A 19469-nucleotide genomic window follows, 5' to 3' on the forward strand; every position below is an offset into this window, starting at 1 on the left:
TTAATTACATAGCAGATAGACAAATTTCAACCGTTTCTTATCAAGTGAATGGAGATACACTGACAATAGCTGAACAAACGTTTACTAGAATAAATTGATAATCAAACACTAGTAGAAGGGCAGACAAGAACTTTTCCTTATTGTTGCGTATCGGTGATAACCGACGAGTAGTGCATAGGTTTTGCAAAAAAAACTAAAACAAACACAACAATAACGTAAATTTTTCCAAGCCAAAAAAATTATCTATAGTATATAATAAAATTTGAAAACGCATTCATTGGAATTGAAGGAATGTTCTTTAAAAAGAATCAATCACAGTAGGGTTTGTAATTATGAAGTTAATTCAAGAAGATATTTATTTATTATTATGGAGAAGGGGCTAGTAACATGCAAAAAAGTAAAATTTTTAATATGCCGATTAGTTTTTTGATTACATTAACACTTGTTTTTCAGGCTTTCGGCGGTATGGTTTTACCCGGTACAACTGTCCGGGCAGCCGGTCCGGATATCTACTCGACTTCGGCGAACCAAACGCTCGACCCGAGCGATCCTTTGGATGTGGTACTCACAAAGCCGTACAGAGGCTCGACGGTAACCAAATCGGGAGCCACGGGTACCATTACTATTGAACTGCCGTACGGCACGTTCTATCAGATGCTGCACCCAGTTGTCAATCCAGGCTCGACTGTCAAGGTTTATAAGAGCGGCGGCACTGAAATCGTCAGTCTCACCGGCATTAACAATGGCGATTACGAGCTGGGGCTAAAGGATTCGCAAGGGAATAGAGTAGTGCCGGGCTGGACCGGCGGAACCTATTTCCTAGACGTTACAAATGGTCCAAACACAAGAAGATACACAATCACCGTAACCATACAGCCAATATCGGATTTTAAAATAACCCGAAGTTTACAAGGCGGGGGAACCGAGGCCGTGAATAAGCCGGGCCAGTTGGTCGCACCGATGAACATCCGCGCGAACGAGAACGGCATGGACACTTGGGGCTCCACTTATATCGGCTATGGGGATACCGGCTTAAACTCCTTGGAGGGGCCGATGAGGCCGTCCTCATACAGCGGGAAGAATTGGTACGACTCGTTCTGGGGGTCGGATATCTACGTCCATACGACGAACGACGTCAATAAATTCAAGCCCGCCGGCGTTTCGAACGATCTGCCCAAGGATGGCAGAGGGATTCCGCTCCGTTGGTACGGCGATAACATGTACGTGCAGACGATCGCCAAGGACAATTCCGACGGCAGGATTGACGCCTATGGGGTGGACGTAAAATACGACGGCACGATGACCGCGAGCGGCAAAATCTCCGGGTTTGACAAACTCCAGTCGGATATTATCCGTATCCACAAGTTTGACGCGCCCGTCAACGCGCCCGGGCATGAGGACGGCGACCGCGGCGCGGCCAGCAGCACGACCCAGCGGCTGGAGATGAAAACCAACTACACACCGGAAAACGTGGTCGCCAACGACGGTCCGGGAACGATATCGACCCATTTCTGGCGGCTGCTGGTTCCCTCGGAAACAGTGAAGCGGCAGAAGAAGGTAGGTAGCAACAACATAGGAACCTGGTCTCCCAACAACTACGGTTTTATCTATCAGATCAAGGAGGCCAAGGGCAACGCGAACGGATCCCCGACTGTAGATATTGCGCTTAACAACGGCAACCTGTCATTTGATCACAGTCGCAACAATTCGACGCCGAGCGGCATGCAATCCGCCGGGGGGATAAACACTGGCACGTTCCTTACTCTTACCAGTGACAAATTCGTCGACCGCTGGATCGATATCGAGTTGACAACCGAAACGGCGGATTTCGGGCATCTTTACGTAAGGGTAACAGATACGGATACAGGCGCCCTGCTCGGCGAGGGAACGCTTAATGAAGCCGATCTGTTAAGGCGCAACATAGAGCTGCAGCTTCCTACACCCCTTCCAGCCCCTGCCCCCGGACCTGTATACAGGGAAGGAAACTACAATACCCTGAAGGACGATCAGGGGCGCAACGTCAATTTCGGGCGTTCCAAGTGGGGCATTTACGGCGCCTTCCCCGCCACCGGCACTGGCCGCGAAGAGTGGCAGCCATCGACGATTTATATGGCGGACATCACGATCATCAAGCGCGACCGTGATACATACGTGTTCCCGAACGGTTACAAGCCGACCGACAGGGACAGCAACCTGCGCATCATGGGCTGGGAGCATCAAAACCAGATGAAAGTGCCTTTGGGTACCAAGATTACAGACCTAACGCTGAAGACCAAACTGGACGTCACCTTATCCAACGGCTTTACAGTTAAAGTACCGGTCAAGTGGGATACGTCCGGCTACAGCCCGACCGTCCCGGGCATCTACAGGATTTTAGGCGAGTTGCAGCCGCCGGGCGGTATCACAATACCCGCCGCCCCTGACAATTATTACCCCGATTATTACAAGCCGTACTTTGAAATCAACAACTCCACGGTGCATGACTGGGGTAAGGCTGTTATGGGCGCGAATATCAAAATTGTTTCGCATAACGAAGAGTCCCGGAAGGAGAACGTCCTTGAGGAAGACCGCACCGCCATGACCACTTCGGAAGGGTACGCGTTCTTCCAAAGCGGCTCGTCGTTTGAGCTGGATGCAGGCAGAACCCCTTGGCGCTATTGGGTTGCCTTGGATTTGGGCCGGCAGATTGATATTTCACGCATAGAAATAGAATTTGGCACGATGGGCTCTCCCGGGCGCTCAAGGAACAGCTCCGCCTGGTGGACGAACGACGCGGCGGCCTATGAGTCACTTATAGAATCCTACAACAAATTCTATGACCCGACAGACCCGGCGCTCGCGGCCGGGCAACCGGAGCCGAATCGCCAGTATTATTTGGCTAACAACTGGCCGACGAAGAATCCTTTTGGCGTTGAGAATTTGGTGAATTACAGCGGTCCATGGAAATACTTTGAAGGCAGCGGGCGCCAGCCTAGTAACGTCAATAGCCAAGGTACATCCACCGCATCAAACTGGAAACCAACAACCCAACCGGCGTTAAAAGGCGGGACTCTCGGAACCAACTACACGCTTGGGCGCAGGGCAACCGACGTCCTCGCAGGCAACGGCGGCCAGCCGATTACCGCGCGGTATGTGATGGTCGTAAACGAGCTTAACTTCTTCTCTTCGGTCACCGGGGCGCCTGGGACAGTAGGCGGTTCTTCACCGGGCCCGATGCAGTTTTTGGACTTCGCCGTCATTGGCGAGTTGCATGACGATCTCACAGATCTGATGGTGCTGGAGACGCTGACGGTCGGTGGCGTGTCGGTTACAGGGTTCGATCCTAGCACCAAGAACTACACGGTGAATGTGGCGGCGAATTATCCAATCCCGACAGTAGCGGCGACGCTCAGCCCGGCTTCGATAGCTGCAGGCGCAGTGGTTGACATTATTCAAGCGACCGACGTCGAAAAAACTGCAGTCGTGCGGATAAGTCGCACGGGCGGGAAAGACGTGTTTTATCTTGTTAAGCTTAATAAAGTGCCACCGGGCCCGACGGGCTTAAGCGCGCAAGCGGGCAACGCACAGGTCGGCTTGTCGTGGAATACGGTGACCGGAGCGACCTACACGTACAACGTGAAGCGCAGCTTGTCGGCAACCGGGCCATTCAGCACCATCGCGTCCAGCGTGACACAGGCGACCTACACCGATAAGTCGGTCGCGAACGGAACGACCTACTACTATGTCGTTACCGCTCTGAACCAAGGACAGGAGACCGCGAACTCGGCCATAGCGAGTGCGAAACCGGAAGCTCCGGGCCCGACGGGCTTAACCGCGCAAGCGGGCAACGCGCAGGTCGGCTTGTCGTGGAATACGGTGACCGGAGCGACCTACACGTACAACGTGAAGCGCAGTTTGTCGGCAACCGGGCCATTCACTACCATCGCGTCCAGCCTGACGCAGGTGACCTACACGGATAAGTCGGTCGCGAACGGAACGACCTACTACTATGTCGTTACCGCTCTGAACCAAGGACAGGAGAGCGCGAACTCGGCCACAGCGAGTGCGAAACCGGAAGCTCCGGTCGTGCCGCCGGCCCCGACGGGCTTAACCGCGCAAGCGGGCAACGCGCAGGTCGGCTTGTCGTGGAATACGGTGACCGGAGCGACCTACACGTACAACGTGAAGCGCAGTTTGACAGAAAGCGGTCCGTTCACGATTGTAGCAACGAACGTGACCGGTTCCAGCTTCACGGATAATAGCGTGGCGAACGGCACTACTTACTATTATGTTGTATCTGCGGTAAACGCAGGCGTTGAAAGCGCGAATTCTTCCGTAGTTGTCGCAGTGATTCCTCTTCACAGAAGCAGCAGCAGCTCTTCGGGAGGCACACCGACCGACTCGGGCAAAAACGAACAGAAGGTAACAACCATCAATCCGTCAGAATGGCAAAAAGCGATTGATGCGTCGAATTCGGCCGCCGATACTCCGAAGATCAAATTAGAAGCTTCGGGCACGGAAAGCTCTGCGCAAGTTCAGTTGACCGCCTCTTTACTTGCCGACGCGCAGTCTAAATTGCCGACAGCGGTTCTCTCGGTGCATTTTGATAATGTCACTTACGACTTGCCGATCAAAGCGCTGAACTTGGACGCAATCGCCAACTCACTCGGAGCTGCGGTTAAAGACATCAAGATCAATGTGCAGATTGAGAAAGTTACCGGTACGACCGCAACGGCCATTGAGAATAAAGCGAAGCAAGCGGGCTTGACCCCGCTTACCGGAGCCCTGGCATTTAACATTACTGCGGAAGCGGGCAATAAGACGATAAGTGTCAATGAGTTCGGGACGATCTATGTGTCAAGAAGCATCGTCATCGGTAAGTCCGTCGATGTCAGCAAAGCAACTGCTGTCATGTATAATCCGGTAACCGGCGAAATGCGCTTCGTACCAGCCGTCTTCTCCGGAAGCGGAACGAATACGCAGGTTACGATTCAACGTCCGGGCAACAGTATCTACATGGTGGTGGATTCCAATAAAACATTCACCGACCTTGACGGACACTGGGCAAAAGATGATGTGGAACTGCTAGCCTCGAAATTGTTGATTCAAGGCATCACGGATACTGGCTTCGCACCGAACAATCAGATTACCCGTGCCGAATTTGCCGCATTATTGGTCCGCGCAATGGGGCTATCGGAGGATAGCGAATCCAAATTCTCGGATGTCAAATCGACCGACTGGTTTGCCGGCTCAGTAAATGCGGCAGCCAAAGCCGGATTGATCGACGGTTTTGAAGGGGGCGTCTTTAAACCGGCTTCCTACATCACCCGCGAGCAAATGGCTGTGATGATTTCCCGGTCACTGAGCCTCGCAGGCAAACATCCGGAAGGGGATGTCAAAGGACTTTTTACCTTTGCGGATAGCCAAATGATCGGAACTTGGGCAAAAGATGCTGTATCGCAATCCGTAAACGCCAAAATCATCAATGGGATGACAGATCAGACCTTTGCGCCAAACGAAAATTCAAGCCGTGCGCAAGCGGCGGTCATGTTGAAGCGTTTGCTGAAATACACAGGATTTATAAATTAATCGATGTATACCTTCGAGAACAGGGGTGGGCTTCCCCTGTTCTTTTTCTTTTTTTCCGGATCAATGACAATAACATACAATAAATGTAACTTAACTTGGAAAATTGTTGAAATATGTTGAAGTATGGGCAATCGAGTGGATCAAGCCTTAACATCGATGGTCAGAACAAGATAGGAGCACCCGCGCACTAAGTTAGGGATAATTCACGAAATTTCGGTTCTTGCAGCGTTTTCATTGGAAGATCACCTATGTTTATTACGATTTTCATTGCTACTCCGGCTTTTTGCCGGAATTTTTCTGTAATTTCATAGGGTTATGTAAAGAAAACACAATATAAACTAAATTTTCTCAATCCCATTATTCCGCAACGTGAACTATAATAGGTCTGTTTGATGAAAGCGCTTTAATTATACTAAAAACTGGAGGACAAGCAATGAACAAGAAGCGCCTTGCGTATATTATGGTCTGCTTATTGTTGCTATACAGCAGCATGCCTTTGAGCACAGGTTACGCCATCAGGTATGACAATTACAGCGGCTTTACAGTCGGTGACCAAGGGAAACTGCCAAGCAGCGAAATACATCCCAAGCTTTGGTTTGGCCAGGATCAATTAGGAACGGTGTATGCCAAGAGGGAGGCTGACTCCTATGCGGCGTCCTTGTGGAACTCCATTGCTGCTAGCTCATATTTGACGGCCGATTTTCCAGCCGTACCGGCTTGCCCGCCAGCACTTACCAGCGATGCAGCAAGCAGCATCCATCGCTACTATGGGGATATGGCGCGGTTTGCCAAGTACAACGCGTTCATGTACATCATGCAAGGCAATGGAAAGTATTTAACTCGTGCGACTGATGCGTTGAAACGGGCATATGACGGTCCGATCTACAGCTGTTCCGTCATCGGCCCCCTCGAATCAAGCAGCCCGGTGGACGAAACTTACCGCGCGAATTGGGCGCAAAATTATGCGGCTGCCTATGACTGGGTACATAATGCGCTTTCGGCGGATGACGATGCATGGATTCGTCAACGTCTCGCCAATGAAGCGCAAGTGACAAGCGATAATCTTTTGGCATGGGGACCAAGAAATCATAACCATCGCTCCAAACCGGCATGGGGACTTGGTTCTATGGCTTTAGCGCTTTCCAGCCATCCAAGCGCATCGACCTGGCTGGACAAAGCAATCGACGCCTTCAATACGAATACGTCCTATTATTTCAGCGAAGACGGCTTATACCGTGAAGGCTCCCACTACTACATTTACTCGCTGATTAATTTCGTTCCTTTCCTGTACAATTACAAAAACGTGTCCGGCATGAACTACTTCCCGCTCTACCGACCGGCATTTCAATGGGAATTGTATACTTCCAACAACAAAGGGTGGATGCCCAACTTCGAGGATTCTTACCTGCACTACAACTTTCTCGGACTCATTGCGGGACAATATATGAGCGATGATGATAAAGTGCCTGTCACCCTGCACCCCGACGCCAAATGGGGCAATATTTTCCAATGGCGTTATCAAAATACCGACAAGTCGCCATGGAGCTTCAAAGCGGCAGACGGCTCACTAGTGGACGGCGAATTCGGGAACAACACCGGTGCTAGCTTGGACGATACGATGGATATAGACAAATACCTGACCTACGATCCGAAGTTGGAGCCGATTGCGCCGACGGGAAGCGGTACCCAGTTTCTCGACAAAGGGGGCGAAACGGTATTCCGCAATAACTGGCTGTATAACGACCCTAGCAGCCGTTACCTCAATTTCCATGCGGTTGCGGAAACCGACAACCACAATCATTTTGATACGCTCAGCTTCTCTATTCATGCAGAAAATCAAATGATGGCAAGCACCTCTGGATATAGCCGTTCTGCTTACGGCGACGAGATTCGCAGGTCTTGGTACCGTACAGCGGAAGCCGACAATATGGTAACGATGGATGTGAAAGATTCGAGGGGCGTTACGCAGCAGACTTGGCCGGTGGAATTTGAAGAAAATGTAACCCCAGTTTCCAAGTATAACATCGACACCGACTATTTTGATTTTCAACAGAAAGAAGCAAGGTTCGTCAATATTGTAAATGATACGACAAAAAGCGAAGTAGCGACGAGTTTTCCGCCGGACAGCGAAAGTCTGGGCTACATTAAACGTTCTGTTGCATTCCCGGGCCAAGACTATTTTGTCGTCATTGACCAATTGAGCAGTAAATCCGGCGCAGCGCAAAATTACAACTTATATTTGCACGGAGGACGAGGCGCGATGACTGGCTCCGACAACCATCGCCTTTGGACCTATGAGGCCGACAACTATGGAGCGGCCGCTAAGTTTTCGACCTGGATTTTCTCCAATGGCGCAACCTTAACGGATAAATCCGGAGAACTCACTTATATAAAAGGCGATTACGCGAATTTCGGCTATGTGCAGGCTCGCAAAAATGCCGTCAACACGAACTTCATGCAAATTTTGATACCACTTGGCAAAAATACGGCGGAGCCTAAGGTGACGGAACTGAGCGACAGCACTCGTGTCGGCGGGACTGTAGTGAAAGATGGAAATCTCGACACGTTCCTTGTTCAACAAGGAACCGGCGTAGTTGCTTTAGACCAATTAACGACCGATGCGGATTTCGGATACGCAAGAGAGAATGGTTCTCTTCAACATTGGGCTGCTCGCCAAGCGACGACGGTAAGCTATAAAGGCATCGAGCTGTTCAGCTCCACGGATCGTATTACGCTCTCAATGGATTTGAGCAAATTGGATCATTCGAAGGCTACCATTTCAACCAATGCCTCGAACTATGCTATAAAAATCAAAAATCCATTCGGCAAAACGGCTTCAAAGGCAACTTGGGTTACCGCTGCAGGGATAACATCGGACATCCCGCTTACATCGGCAAACGGCTACACGCAAATCGCCGGATTAACCGGAGGCGGCGATTTAACCGTAAGTTATACGGAGGATGGTGAACCCGATAACACTGCGCCTGCGGCGATCGTGGATCTGGCTGTTACAGCCGGCAGCTCGAATGAAGTGAACTTGTCCTGGACATCGTCAGGGGATGACGAGAATACCGGGACGGCAGATTACTACGACTTCCGATACAGCATGTCTCCGATCACGGAACAAAATTGGGCGGCAGCGGTGCAAGTGACCGGAGAGCCTGCTCCTGCCACAGCAGGCACAAAGCAATCGATGAAGGTAAGAGAATTGTCCGGAGGTGCGACTTATTATTTTGCCATGAAGACGTTCGACAAGGCGGGTAACGGTTCAAAGCTTTCCAATACAGTTTCCTCATCGACTCAAGTATTTGACCTTTCTCCGGTTAAATTATCGGATTTTGCAGGAAATCCTGTGACGAATTTGGTTGGAGGGGTCTTTGTATCGGCAAAAGTCGACGTTTCGAACCGTTCATTGCTAGCGGCTTCCGCGCAATTGGTTATCGCACTGTACAAAACAGATCATACTCTGATCAAAACAGTTAATGCCGGCAAAATGGTGAACAGCGGAGATACCGATACGTTTCAGGTCGGCATGCTGCTTCCTGACGCTTTGCCGAACGGAAGCATGATAAAAGTGTTTGTGTGGGATGGATCGGATACACTGGAGCCATTATCGAACGTGGTCACATTTCCATACTGACGGATAGCGGGAGGTTGAACAATGAAAAATAGAAAGTGGCAAAAGCATCTGTGCATGTGGCTCAGTTTTATCCTGCTTGTCGGACTTCTCTCAGGATTGCCCGCCGCTTCGGCAGCGACTACACCGTTTACTGATGATTTCGAGGGGATGATGGTGTTTACAGTACCTTCTTCAGCTCCGGGCAACGCCAGGGGTTGGCAGTCCAACACAGGCACTAATAATCCGTGGAGCGTAGCGAAAGACGAAACGTCCAACTACGTTATGAAGGCGACGAACACAACCGCAGGATCGACTTTCACATTATTTAACAACAGCTCCATGTCGTCTGCAGGCATGATTCACACCGCCAAGATGAAAATTAGCAATACGGCGGTCCGGACAGGGATTACAGCAAGATATTTGGACGGAAACAACTATTACGCGGTTACTCTTAACAAATCAGGCAGTAACAGTCTATTTGAAATCCGTAAGAAAACCTCATCGTCAACCACGACGGTAGCATCAGCGCCATTTGCTTACGATACGTCGACTTATTACACCTTAACTATCGCAACTGTAACCTCCGGAAGCGATGTGACGGTTATCGGAACAATAAAAGGCGGACCAACGCTTGTTTACACCGACACGGCTGGACAACCGTCGCCCGGAAGTAAATTCGGTTTCTACATAGCCGGCGTTGCCAGTGAAAATCAAACCGCCTATTTCGACGATGTGTATGCGACCGATAATTTGATCCAGGCGCCGACAAATGTAACGGCATCGCCAGGGGACGGTAAAGTAGCCTTAAACTGGCCTGCTTCTGCGGAGGCTACGAGCTATACGGTAAAAAGATATGTTCCCTGCACTGGCGGCTGCGCTTCGGGACAAGCGGGGTATTATACGACCATTGCCGCTAATGTCATGTCCACAAGCTACGTGGATAAGGGGTTAACGAACGGTACCCCATACGCTTACGCGATAAGCGCAGTCAAAGGGACCGACGATGGTTTGCTTTCCTCTCAGGTCAGCGCAATCCCGCAAGCGGAGGACACGTCGGAGCCCTCGCTGGCCTCGGTCGCTTTGAGTGGATTGACGACGACGCTGAATGTCAACGCTACAAGTCAGGCGGTTGTAAAAGCCGTCTACAGTGACAGCTCGAGCTATTACGTCACAAACGGCGTGATGTTTAACAGCAGCGCCCCATCGGTGGCCGCTATCTCCGCAACCGGCTTGGTAACGGCTAAAGCGCCGGGGATGACTGTTATTACAGCGACTTACAAGGGAATCACCTCACCTGGATTTCCCTTAACCGTGAATGATTCCGGTCCGACTTTGAACTCAGTTTCTGTTACAGGGCCTTCGGTCTTGGACGTGGGAGGCGTCGGACAGTTTTCAGCAACCGCAATCTACAGCGACAGCACGACCCAGAATGTGACTGCAAGCGCCACCTTTGCAAGCAGTTCCGAAGGGGTGATATCTTTCGGGCCAAACGGTTCCGCATCGGCGCTGAATGCAGGGAGTACACTTGTTACGGCTACTTATCAAGGCGTAAAATCATCCGGTCTTAACGTGACAGTAAATCCCGCAAGCGGGCAACCGCTGCTCATCGGTTCGGCAGACGATACTTACGTGGAGTCCAGCAAAGGGAACTCCCCACAGGGTTCACTCAATAATATGAAAGTCAAATTGAACAGCTTGGTGGAGTTTCGAAATGCTTATCTGAAATTCATAATGCCGCAATACGAAGGAATTTTGGACAAAGTGAATTTGAATTTATATTTCGCATTGGACAGTAATACAGCTAGTTATGTTGTTGAGCTTCAAGGAATCGAAGAAGACAACTGGAGCGAGCAAACATTAACTTACAATCAACAACCGGGAACATTAAACGGCGTATATGCCAACGCCCCCGGGGAAAAAGGAACTGTTATCGGACAATACACCATCGACCAATCTGGAAGTTATAGCTTCGATGTTACGGATTTTGTGAAAAATCAATATGATAATTTGATCAGCTTCCGTATCATCGGTGTTACCAACAACAAAGGATCCAGCGTTTTTTCAAAGGAAGCGGCCGATGCCACGAAACGTCCGAGCCTTACGATTATGACTAGGCCGGATACTGGAGAACCGAGAGCTCCAATCAATCTATCTGCCGGAGGAAAATCTTCCACGTCTGTTCACTTAAGCTGGAGTCCGGCGGATGACCGGGCGGATGGATATTACATTAAAAGGGGGACGGAAAACGGCGGTCCGTATGTGAATATCGGCACTTCTCTTTCCGCCAGTTTTACGGATAACGGTTTAGAGCCGGGAACAACTTATTACTACGTTGTATCGGGCTACAACGATAAAGGCGAAAGCCATGCTTCGCTGCAGGTTGCGGCTCTTACTATTCCGGCAGCTCCGGCATCGGTTGCCGCCACTGCAGGTGACCGCCAAATTGCATTGACGTGGGAACCATCGGATGGTGCCAGCAGCTACAACATATACAGGATGGCAAACGGCCAGACCTCGAAAATTGCTTCGAGCGTAACGGCTACTGTATATACCGACATCGGGCTTGTTAATGGCAGTTCTTATCATTACACGGTAACAAGCGTTAATGAAAGCGGGGAGAGCGAAGCGTCTATTTCGGTAGCCACCTCGGCAGTCGTTCCTCTGGTGATCGGCAAGCCTACAATGAGAAACGCAAATAAAGCGACCGTTACGAATCTACAAAACTCCGGTTATGTGGAAGTCGGCCTGACGATTCAAAATAAGAGCAGTCAGAATGTCACCGGTTCCGTCGTAATAGGGCTTTATAATTCAAATGACACTGCCGCATACGAAAATCGAATCATCGCCAAATTCCTGAAAGGCGATCAGAATATTACCGTTTACTCGGCATTTGATCTTCCGTCCGATATCAGCGGGTACACCGTCAAGGCCATGATTACGGATGCAACAGATTCAAACCAACCTTTATCGAATCAAGTGACCATCCCATAACTGAGTACTGACCATATCGGAGTACATCGCCCTGATATATTGCACCCTGGAGGTTAAATTATGAAAAGAAAATATATCACGTTCGTAGCGAGTATGCTGTTAGGCTTGCAGTTGGCGCCGACCGCTTTTGCTGCGAGCAGTGTAAATGCTCAAGCCAACTATATCAGCAGGCAAGTTGTCATCGAAGGCACGGCAAACGCTAATCAGCAAGTTACTGTATATGTAACAAGTCCATCGGGAGGAATTGATTATATTGACCAGACGACTGCAGACTCCGGGGGGCATTATCAATTTAACTATACATCCCGAAGCGGAACCGGTATATTCCAGGTTTCCGTCGGCGGCACAGGCAGCCTCACCCCGATAATGACATCTTTTGCTATAGCGTCGATTGAGACGCCTACGGCTCCTGCGGCCCCAATGGGTGTTACCGCAACAGCAGGAAACGCCCAGATGGCGCTGACCTGGAATGAGGTACCCGGAGCAACCGGTTACAACGTCAAGCGCAGCAGCGTCAGTGGAAGTGGTTATTCGGTAATCGCGGCGAATCTAACGGGCACAACCTACATCGACTACGCGGTAGGCACAGGTATGACATACTATTACGTCGTCACTGCAGTTAATGCAAGCGGTGAAAGCGGGCAGTCGAACGAAGTGAACGGCCTGCTGCTCAAAAGGCACAGCGGCTCATCGGGCAGCAGCTCAAGCAACGGCAGCCCGATGACCGACTCGACGACGACACCGGCAGCCTCTGGGTTGACGACGGACAAAGCAACTGGTGTACAAGTGGACGCGAAAGTCGAAGAAATAACCGAAAACGGCAAGGTAAAGGCCAAAGCATCCATTGATGAAGAGACGCTGAACAAGGCAGTCGAGGCGATCAAAGGGATTAGCGGCGGAACCGCGCAGACCATTACCATTAACGTGAAGGCTGGCGACAGCCCGGTACAAGTGGCTCTCCCGGCCCATGCTATCGCGGAAGCACTGAAGCAAACGCCCAATGCGGTCATCTCTATCCAGACCGATACGGCGAGCTACAATCTTCCGATTCGATCATTGGATATCGCGGGATTGGCGAAAGGCTTAGGCGCGAATAGCAAGGATGTCCAAATCAAGATCGCGATCGGAAAGGTGGAAGGATCGGTTGCACAAACGATTCAACAGAAGGCCGAGGAAGCCGGAATCAAATTGCTTGGGTCGGCCATTGATTTCAATGTGACAGCCGAGGCTAATGGCAAGGAGCAAACGATTAACGACTTCGGAACCACCTATGTATCGCGCACCTTTATCGTAGAGCAAGCCTTGGATACGTCGAAAACGACGGCGGTACTCTTCAACCCGGTGACGGGAGAAATGACCTTCGTCCCTGCCGTCATAGAAATAGTGAATGGGAAAACGAAAGTGACGATCAAACGGGTCGGAAACAGCATCTACACCTTGGTTGAAGCGAATCCAACGTTTACCGATCTGGCAGGCCATTGGGCAAAAGCGGATGTAGAGCTGCTTGCTTCCAAACTTGTCGTAAAGGGAACGTCCGATAAGAGTTTCGAGCCGGACAATAGCATTACGCGGGCGGAATTCGCAGCGCTGCTGGTTCGGGCCATGGGGCTGAATGAGGATATAAGCAACCGTTTCGTTGACGTAAACGCGAAGGACTGGTTCGCGGGAGCTGTAGGTGCTGCGGCAAAGGCGGGTCTCGTAAGCGGATTCGACGTCAGCACATTCAAGCCGAGAGATACGATCACACGCGAGCAAATGGCGGTTATGATAGCGAGAGCAATGAAGATGGCAGGGAAGCTGGAGAATGTCGAACAGAAGCAGCAAGCGTTCCTGGGGCAATTCGCAGATAACCAGCTAATCAGCGAATGGGCAACACCGGCGTTTGCGCAAGCGGTGGAGACTGGAATCATCGGTGGCAAACTGGATCAACAGGCCGCACCTCAAGCCGACGCATCTCGCGCGGAAGCGGCAGTCATGTTGATGCGGCTGCTGAAATATATTCAGTTCATCAATTAACGGAGCCAAGCAGTTTTGCATGGTAATATTTAGTGGTTCCACACTTTGTTATTTTCGTCTTTATCATGTGCCGTGGTAAACCCAGCAAAATCAACAAAATCGGTTCCATAGTTTGTTTTTTATCACCTGACAATTTTATTTTAATTAATTACATTAAAGTGTTGTTCTCAAACATTGTAGGGTCCCGATGATGATTTCGATCTCATCGGGACCCTTTTTATAATGAGAGGTAAATACATAAAAATATTAAAACGGGTCTCAGTTGTTTAATGACAGGTAGTGAACAAGATAACGTCCAAATGATTTCATCCTCAACTGAGCAATTAAAAAGAAATCACATTATTTACGGCGTGATAATATGGAATTAATGTATCAGTAGCTGATAGATACATAACCTGATGGAAGAGGTGTTGAACATGCAAGACCGGAATTACACGATGATGCAAGCAAGTCTGTTCGAGAAGCTGGTAAGCGTTACGGAAGCTCCTTCTAAGGGGAAACTTTTCTTGAAGGAACCACTTGGGTTAACCAGTATGGAGGTGTCGCTGAACCAGCTGCCTCCCGGGGGGGAGGTGCCTTTCTATCACAAGCACAAGGAAAATGAGGAGTTGTACGTGTTTATTCGCGGTCAGGGGCAGGTTCAAGTTGACAGCGACATTCTCGAGGTGACAGAAGGAAGCTCCGTGCGCATCGCCCCGCAAGGAGTGCGTACCCTGCGGAATACGTCCGAGACGGAGGATCTATGCTTTATCGTCATCCAGGCCAAGGAACACAGCTTGACCCAATGGGTGATGACCGATGGTATTATTCTCGAAGAACCCGTAAAATGGTGATTTGAGCGAAGGGAACGAAGTCATCACCGAGTCGCTGACCTTAGGAACGGCACAAACCAGCTGTAACGGTTTTGCTGAACATGTTAGTACAAAGAACAACTAAACCACTGCTGGCAGAGAATGCTCTAGTTCGGACTGATTGAATCTAAATACGTTATATATTAGGGTTACTCCTCAGGTCGTTGAAGAACGGCTTGAGGGGTAGCCCTGTTTTATGACTTCAATGGATAAAAGTTCTGTCTAGAATAATGCCGCATGTGAAGACAGAAAATTATGGTAATATTTATGTTGAGAAATAGCAAGACAAAACCCATTCCTTACCTTAAATATTGAGTATGTGGCATGATGTGCCGGGAATGGACGTATGGGGACATTTTGTTGCTTAATCACTCAGAATTCGGTAAAAGTGTAGGGAGACAAACCATGTTAATACCTTTATTTTAGTAGGTTACAGACTCCATTTTGATGTTTATGAGCAGCGGCGAAAAATATTTTGAAATTTGTTTGTGGTCATGTCGATTTCCTTGTTAGTGGTTCGTCGTCTTAGTAGAAGGCGCGAAGTGTTACAATTAAAGGGGGCATACCTATGTATTCAGTAACTTCTAAAGACGGCACTAAAATCGCTTATGACAAAGTGGGTAAAGGGCGAGCGATCATATTGGTAGCAGGTGCTTTCAGCTATCGAAAATTCCCTGGACAAGTGCAGCTGGCTAATTTGTTGGCGGAGCACTTCATGGTATACAACTACGACCGTCGTGGTCGTGGCGATAGTGGGGACACAAAACCATATGATACAGCGCGTGAGATTGAAGACCTTACGGCGATGATTGACGAAGCGGGTGGATCGGCATATGTTTGGGGGTTGTCTTCTGGCGCGGTTCTTGCCCTACAGGCAGCGGCGAAAGGGGCTAACATTACGAAGCTGGTTCTACATGAACCTCCTTTTGTAGTCAATGCAGCGGATCGCAAGCCTCCTGAAGATTTCGTGCTGCACGTTAAGGAGCTTATTGAAGTTAACCGCCGGGCCGAGGCTATCAAGTATTTTATGACTAAAGGTATGGGGGCCCCCTCAATCATTGTCAGCCTGATGCGCATGATGCCTGGCGTGTGGGCTAACCTCATGGCCGTTGCGCATACTCTCCCTTACGATGCGGCATTATTGGATGGCTTTTTGGAAGGAAAGCCACTTCCAGCTAAACTTTGGAGCACAGTTACAGTGCCCACGCTGGTGCTTGAGGGCACCGAAAGTCCAACTGCACTGCGACATGGCGCTCAAGCTCTGGCAAACGTGCTGCCCAATGCGCAGCTGTTGAGTAAAAAGGGACTTGGACATACCAAGAAACTCGATGCAAAACGAATTTCGGCGGAGCTTGCAGCATTTTTTATGAGCAATCCCTAAGTAACTTTTTTGTTAGGCTATCGATTGATTTATATACCATGGATTTATCGAATACGTAGAAGTGGAGTTGTGGACGCGTTCATATCCATTAAGATTCATTAAAAAATAGGAGGAATACAAATGAGATTTATGATGATTGTGAAGGCTACAGCAGATTCTGAGGCGGGGGTTATGCCCAGTCAGGAGCTTATTAATGCAATGCAGAAGTATAACGAGGAATTGGTGAAGGCCGGTGTTTTGCTCACCGCCGACGGATTGCAGCCAAGCTCAAGCGGACTTCGGATTTCTTATCCGGAACCTGGAGGCAAACCGAAGCTTGTTGACGGGCCGTTCACGGAGGCCAAAGAAATAATTGCCGGTTATACGTTGATTGAGGTCAAATCCAGGGAAGAAGCTATTGAATGGGCTCTGCGCATGCCTGACCCTCATGGATTTGGTCAAGGGGAGATCGAACTCAGACAAGTATTCGAGATGGAAGACATAATGGTCAATCCCCAAACACTTGCAAAGGAAGTGGAGCTTCGTAAACAAGTTGAGGAGCAGAAGAAGGCGTGAGTTTGTCCCCTACCCATCGAACCATTAATACGATATGGAGAATAGAGTCGGCAAAGCTTATCGCGGGATTAACGAGAATGGTGCGGGATGTCGGTATCGCAGAGGATCTTGCACAAGATGCTTTGGTAATCGCCCTTGAACGTTGGCCAGAGGGCGGAATACCGGATAATCCGGGCGCCTGGCTGATGACGACGGCGAAGCGGCGTGCGATTGACAATATACGCAGAGCGAAGCTGCGCGATCAGAAGTACATAGAGATCGCCCATAGTATGGATTTATATACAGAGGACGACATAAATCAGGTTTTGGATGGGGAGATCAGTGACGATCTCCTTCGTCTGATCTTTATGACTTGTCATCCCGTACTATCGCAGGATGCCAGAGTCGCTTTGACGCTTCGCCTGTTATGCGGGCTCTCGACAGAGGAAATCGCGCGTTCCTTCCTCGCCGCCGAATCCACGATTGCCCAGCGGATTGTCCGTGCCAAGAGAACTCTTAACGCCGAAAAAGTTCCCTTCGAGATACCCGCCGGGGAGGAACTCAAGGACCGTCTGTCTGCGGTACTCGAGGTGATTTACCTTTTGTTCAATGAAGGTTATTCAGCAACATCCGGAGCTCAATGGATTCGTCCGCTGCTGTGTCAGGAAGCGCTAAGACTGGGGCGTGTACTTGCCGAGATCGCACCTCAAGAATCGGAGGTTCACGGATTGGTTGCCCTCATGGAGATTCAATCCTCGAGGCTGAAAACACGGGTGAATTCCAAGGGTGAGCCAGTTCTTCTAATGGATCAAAACCGGGCGCAATGGGATCATCTGCTAATCCGCCGCGGCTTGGCGGCACTGGAACGCAGCCGGAAGCTCGGAAGACCACTTGGGCCATACTCGTTGCAGGCCGCGATTTCTGCGTGCCATGCGCAGGCACCCTCTGCAGACGAGACGGATTGGATCCGAATTTCCGCTCTTTATGAAGCTCTTTCAAGAGTATCTCCTTCGCCAATTGTGGAATTGAACCGGGCGGTTGCCATATCCATGGCATTCGGCCCGGCTTATGGACTCCAGATTATCGACGAGCTGAATGCTGAGCCTGCTTTACAGGGGTATCATCTGCTGCCGAGCGTTCGCGGCGATTTTCTACTAAAGCTAGGGCGTCAGGATGAAGCCTGTATGGAATTTAAACGTGCCGCAGCTATGACCCGGAACGAACGTGAACAGGCGTTTTTGCTAAAACGTGCTGCTGAATGCAAGACTGAACCATTGTAAATTTTTATAACCACCTTGTCGATTACTTGGTTTCCCATTCGTTGATTAAGTGAGGGAAGAGTAACGGCAGCTCATCCTGCCACATGTCTTATTCCCACAAGGGGAGGAACGATAATGCGATTTTTGTTAATTATCAAGGCGACAGGGTATTCGGAGGCTGGAGTAAATCGCAGTCGAGAGCACAACGATGCAATGAAAGAGTACAAGCAGCTTCTGGCCAAGAACGGTACGCTCCTTGCTGCAGAGAAGCTTCAGCCAAGTTCAACCGGAGTAAGGATCACGTACCCATCGCTTGGTGGAGAACCTGAAATACTGGTGGGGCCCTTTCCACATCAAGAGCTCATATCCGAATATACTCTGATTGATGTGAATACGGAGAGCGAGGCACTGAAATGGGCGCTCTGTGTGCCGGTTCCGGAAGGCCGGGGCGGGTTCGAAATCGAATTACGGCGTCTCGAAGAGGAAAGCTCGGATGTTTTACGTGTACCAAGAAACCAGGCTATGGAAGCCGATTTGCAGGACCAGCTCGACATGTTCAATAAGATTGCCAAACCGTAATCTATCGATAAGGGGGAATATAAAATGAACCAAGAAATAACCGATTTTATTGAAGCTATAAAGGAACCTTGGCAGGCTGAACTGTCCGCTCGGCTTCGCGACATTGTCCATCAGGCCATCCCGGATCTGCAAGAACGCATTCAGTATCAAAAGCCCCATTTTTTGAAAAATGGGAAATATGCCGCAGTCATCTCGACATCGAAAGAAGCAGTCAGCTTTACCATCTTTAATGCTGCCAAGTTGGAGCTTCCAGAGGGAATATTCGATGGCCCCCCGGAAAGAAAAACATTGAAACTGCGTAAAGGGGATTCGTTTGACCCCAACCAGCTGGTATCATGGCTCAGCCAAGCATCAAGCACACTATAATAGAGGGCTATCCTATCCCAAAAGTCATTTTTTGAGGAGCTGTTACGGCATTTCATGGCAGCCTGGCAAACTCACCACAAATATCAGGAAATTGTCGGGTTAATTTCTCCGAAAAAAACGTTCCTAGCCCTATAGCTGGAATTTCTCATGCTAATTCTAAGGATTTTGGCTGATATCAGACGGTGTAAAATTGTTTGTGTACCACAATTTGGAGCCTAGTCAGGCAACAAAAAAGTAGGGTATTCTCGGGATTAGTGAAGTCACCAAGAAAGGAACCCTACTCATGGCAACTATACACGAAACAA

10 protein-coding genes are annotated in these 19469 nt (G+C 49.7%); all 10 read left to right on the forward strand.

Going from position 1 to position 19469, the window contains the following annotated elements:
- The first annotated feature begins 387 nt into the window (after positions 1–387).
- On the forward strand, positions 388–5568 hold the full coding sequence (locus tag NV381_RS36295) for an S-layer homology domain-containing protein (protein ID WP_258218136.1): 5181 nt from the start codon (positions 388–390) through the stop codon (positions 5566–5568).
- A gap of 433 nt (positions 5569–6001) precedes the next feature.
- The gene (locus NV381_RS36300) at positions 6002–9208 is read left to right on the forward strand and encodes a heparinase II/III domain-containing protein (protein ID WP_258218137.1); all 3207 of its coding nucleotides are present in this window, start codon (positions 6002–6004) and stop codon (positions 9206–9208) included.
- Positions 9209–9229: 21 nt separating this feature from the next.
- Positions 9230–12178 carry a fibronectin type III domain-containing protein gene (locus NV381_RS36305; protein WP_258218138.1) on the forward strand — a complete coding sequence of 983 codons (2949 nt, stop codon included), beginning with the start codon at positions 9230–9232 and terminating at the stop codon, positions 12176–12178.
- 60 nt (positions 12179–12238) lie between these two features.
- Positions 12239–14194: an S-layer homology domain-containing protein gene (locus NV381_RS36310; protein ID WP_258218139.1), complete on the forward strand. Its 1956-nt coding sequence runs from the start codon at positions 12239–12241 to the stop codon at positions 14192–14194.
- 416 nt (positions 14195–14610) lie between these two features.
- Complete coding sequence (locus tag NV381_RS36315; protein WP_258218140.1) at positions 14611–15027, forward strand: cupin domain-containing protein; 417 nt, start codon at positions 14611–14613, stop codon at positions 15025–15027.
- A 586-nt stretch (positions 15028–15613) separates the two neighbouring features.
- Positions 15614–16426, forward strand: coding sequence for an alpha/beta fold hydrolase (locus NV381_RS36320; RefSeq protein ID WP_258218141.1), 813 nt, complete (start codon positions 15614–15616; stop codon positions 16424–16426).
- 120 nt (positions 16427–16546) lie between these two features.
- Positions 16547–16981 carry a YciI family protein gene (locus NV381_RS36325; protein ID WP_258218142.1) on the forward strand — a complete coding sequence of 145 codons (435 nt, stop codon included), beginning with the start codon at positions 16547–16549 and terminating at the stop codon, positions 16979–16981.
- Positions 16978–18240 (forward strand): RNA polymerase sigma factor, encoded by a 1263-nt coding sequence (locus NV381_RS36330; protein ID WP_258218143.1) that lies wholly within the window; start codon positions 16978–16980, stop codon positions 18238–18240. The genes NV381_RS36325 and NV381_RS36330 overlap by 4 nt, the downstream gene beginning before the upstream one ends.
- Before the next feature lie 114 nt (positions 18241–18354).
- Positions 18355–18798 carry a YciI family protein gene (locus tag NV381_RS36335; RefSeq protein ID WP_258218144.1) on the forward strand — a complete coding sequence of 148 codons (444 nt, stop codon included), beginning with the start codon at positions 18355–18357 and terminating at the stop codon, positions 18796–18798.
- A gap of 24 nt (positions 18799–18822) precedes the next feature.
- The gene (locus NV381_RS36340) at positions 18823–19164 is read left to right on the forward strand and encodes a DUF1801 domain-containing protein (protein WP_258218145.1); all 342 of its coding nucleotides are present in this window, start codon (positions 18823–18825) and stop codon (positions 19162–19164) included.
- The last annotated feature ends 305 nt before the right edge of the window (positions 19165–19469 follow it).

This window comes from Paenibacillus radicis (ex Xue et al. 2023) (assembly GCF_024722015.1).
GTDB lineage: Bacteria > Bacillota > Bacilli > Paenibacillales > NBRC-103111 > Paenibacillus_S.

What these genes read in the sequence shown, in the direction of transcription:
- NV381_RS36295 (WP_258218136.1), top strand. Translation starts at nt 388, where the DNA reads ATGCAAAAAAGTAAAATTTTTAATATGCCGATTAGTTTTTTGATTACA.
- NV381_RS36300 (WP_258218137.1), top strand. Translation starts at nt 6,002, where the DNA reads ATGAACAAGAAGCGCCTTGCGTATATTATGGTCTGCTTATTGTTGCTA.
- NV381_RS36305 (WP_258218138.1), top strand. Translation starts at nt 9,230, where the DNA reads ATGAAAAATAGAAAGTGGCAAAAGCATCTGTGCATGTGGCTCAGTTTT.
- NV381_RS36310 (WP_258218139.1), top strand. Translation starts at nt 12,239, where the DNA reads ATGAAAAGAAAATATATCACGTTCGTAGCGAGTATGCTGTTAGGCTTG.
- NV381_RS36315 (WP_258218140.1), top strand. Translation starts at nt 14,611, where the DNA reads ATGCAAGACCGGAATTACACGATGATGCAAGCAAGTCTGTTCGAGAAG.
- NV381_RS36320 (WP_258218141.1), top strand. Translation starts at nt 15,614, where the DNA reads ATGTATTCAGTAACTTCTAAAGACGGCACTAAAATCGCTTATGACAAA.
- NV381_RS36325 (WP_258218142.1), top strand. Translation starts at nt 16,547, where the DNA reads ATGAGATTTATGATGATTGTGAAGGCTACAGCAGATTCTGAGGCGGGG.
- NV381_RS36335 (WP_258218144.1), top strand. Translation starts at nt 18,355, where the DNA reads ATGCGATTTTTGTTAATTATCAAGGCGACAGGGTATTCGGAGGCTGGA.
- NV381_RS36340 (WP_258218145.1), top strand. Translation starts at nt 18,823, where the DNA reads ATGAACCAAGAAATAACCGATTTTATTGAAGCTATAAAGGAACCTTGG.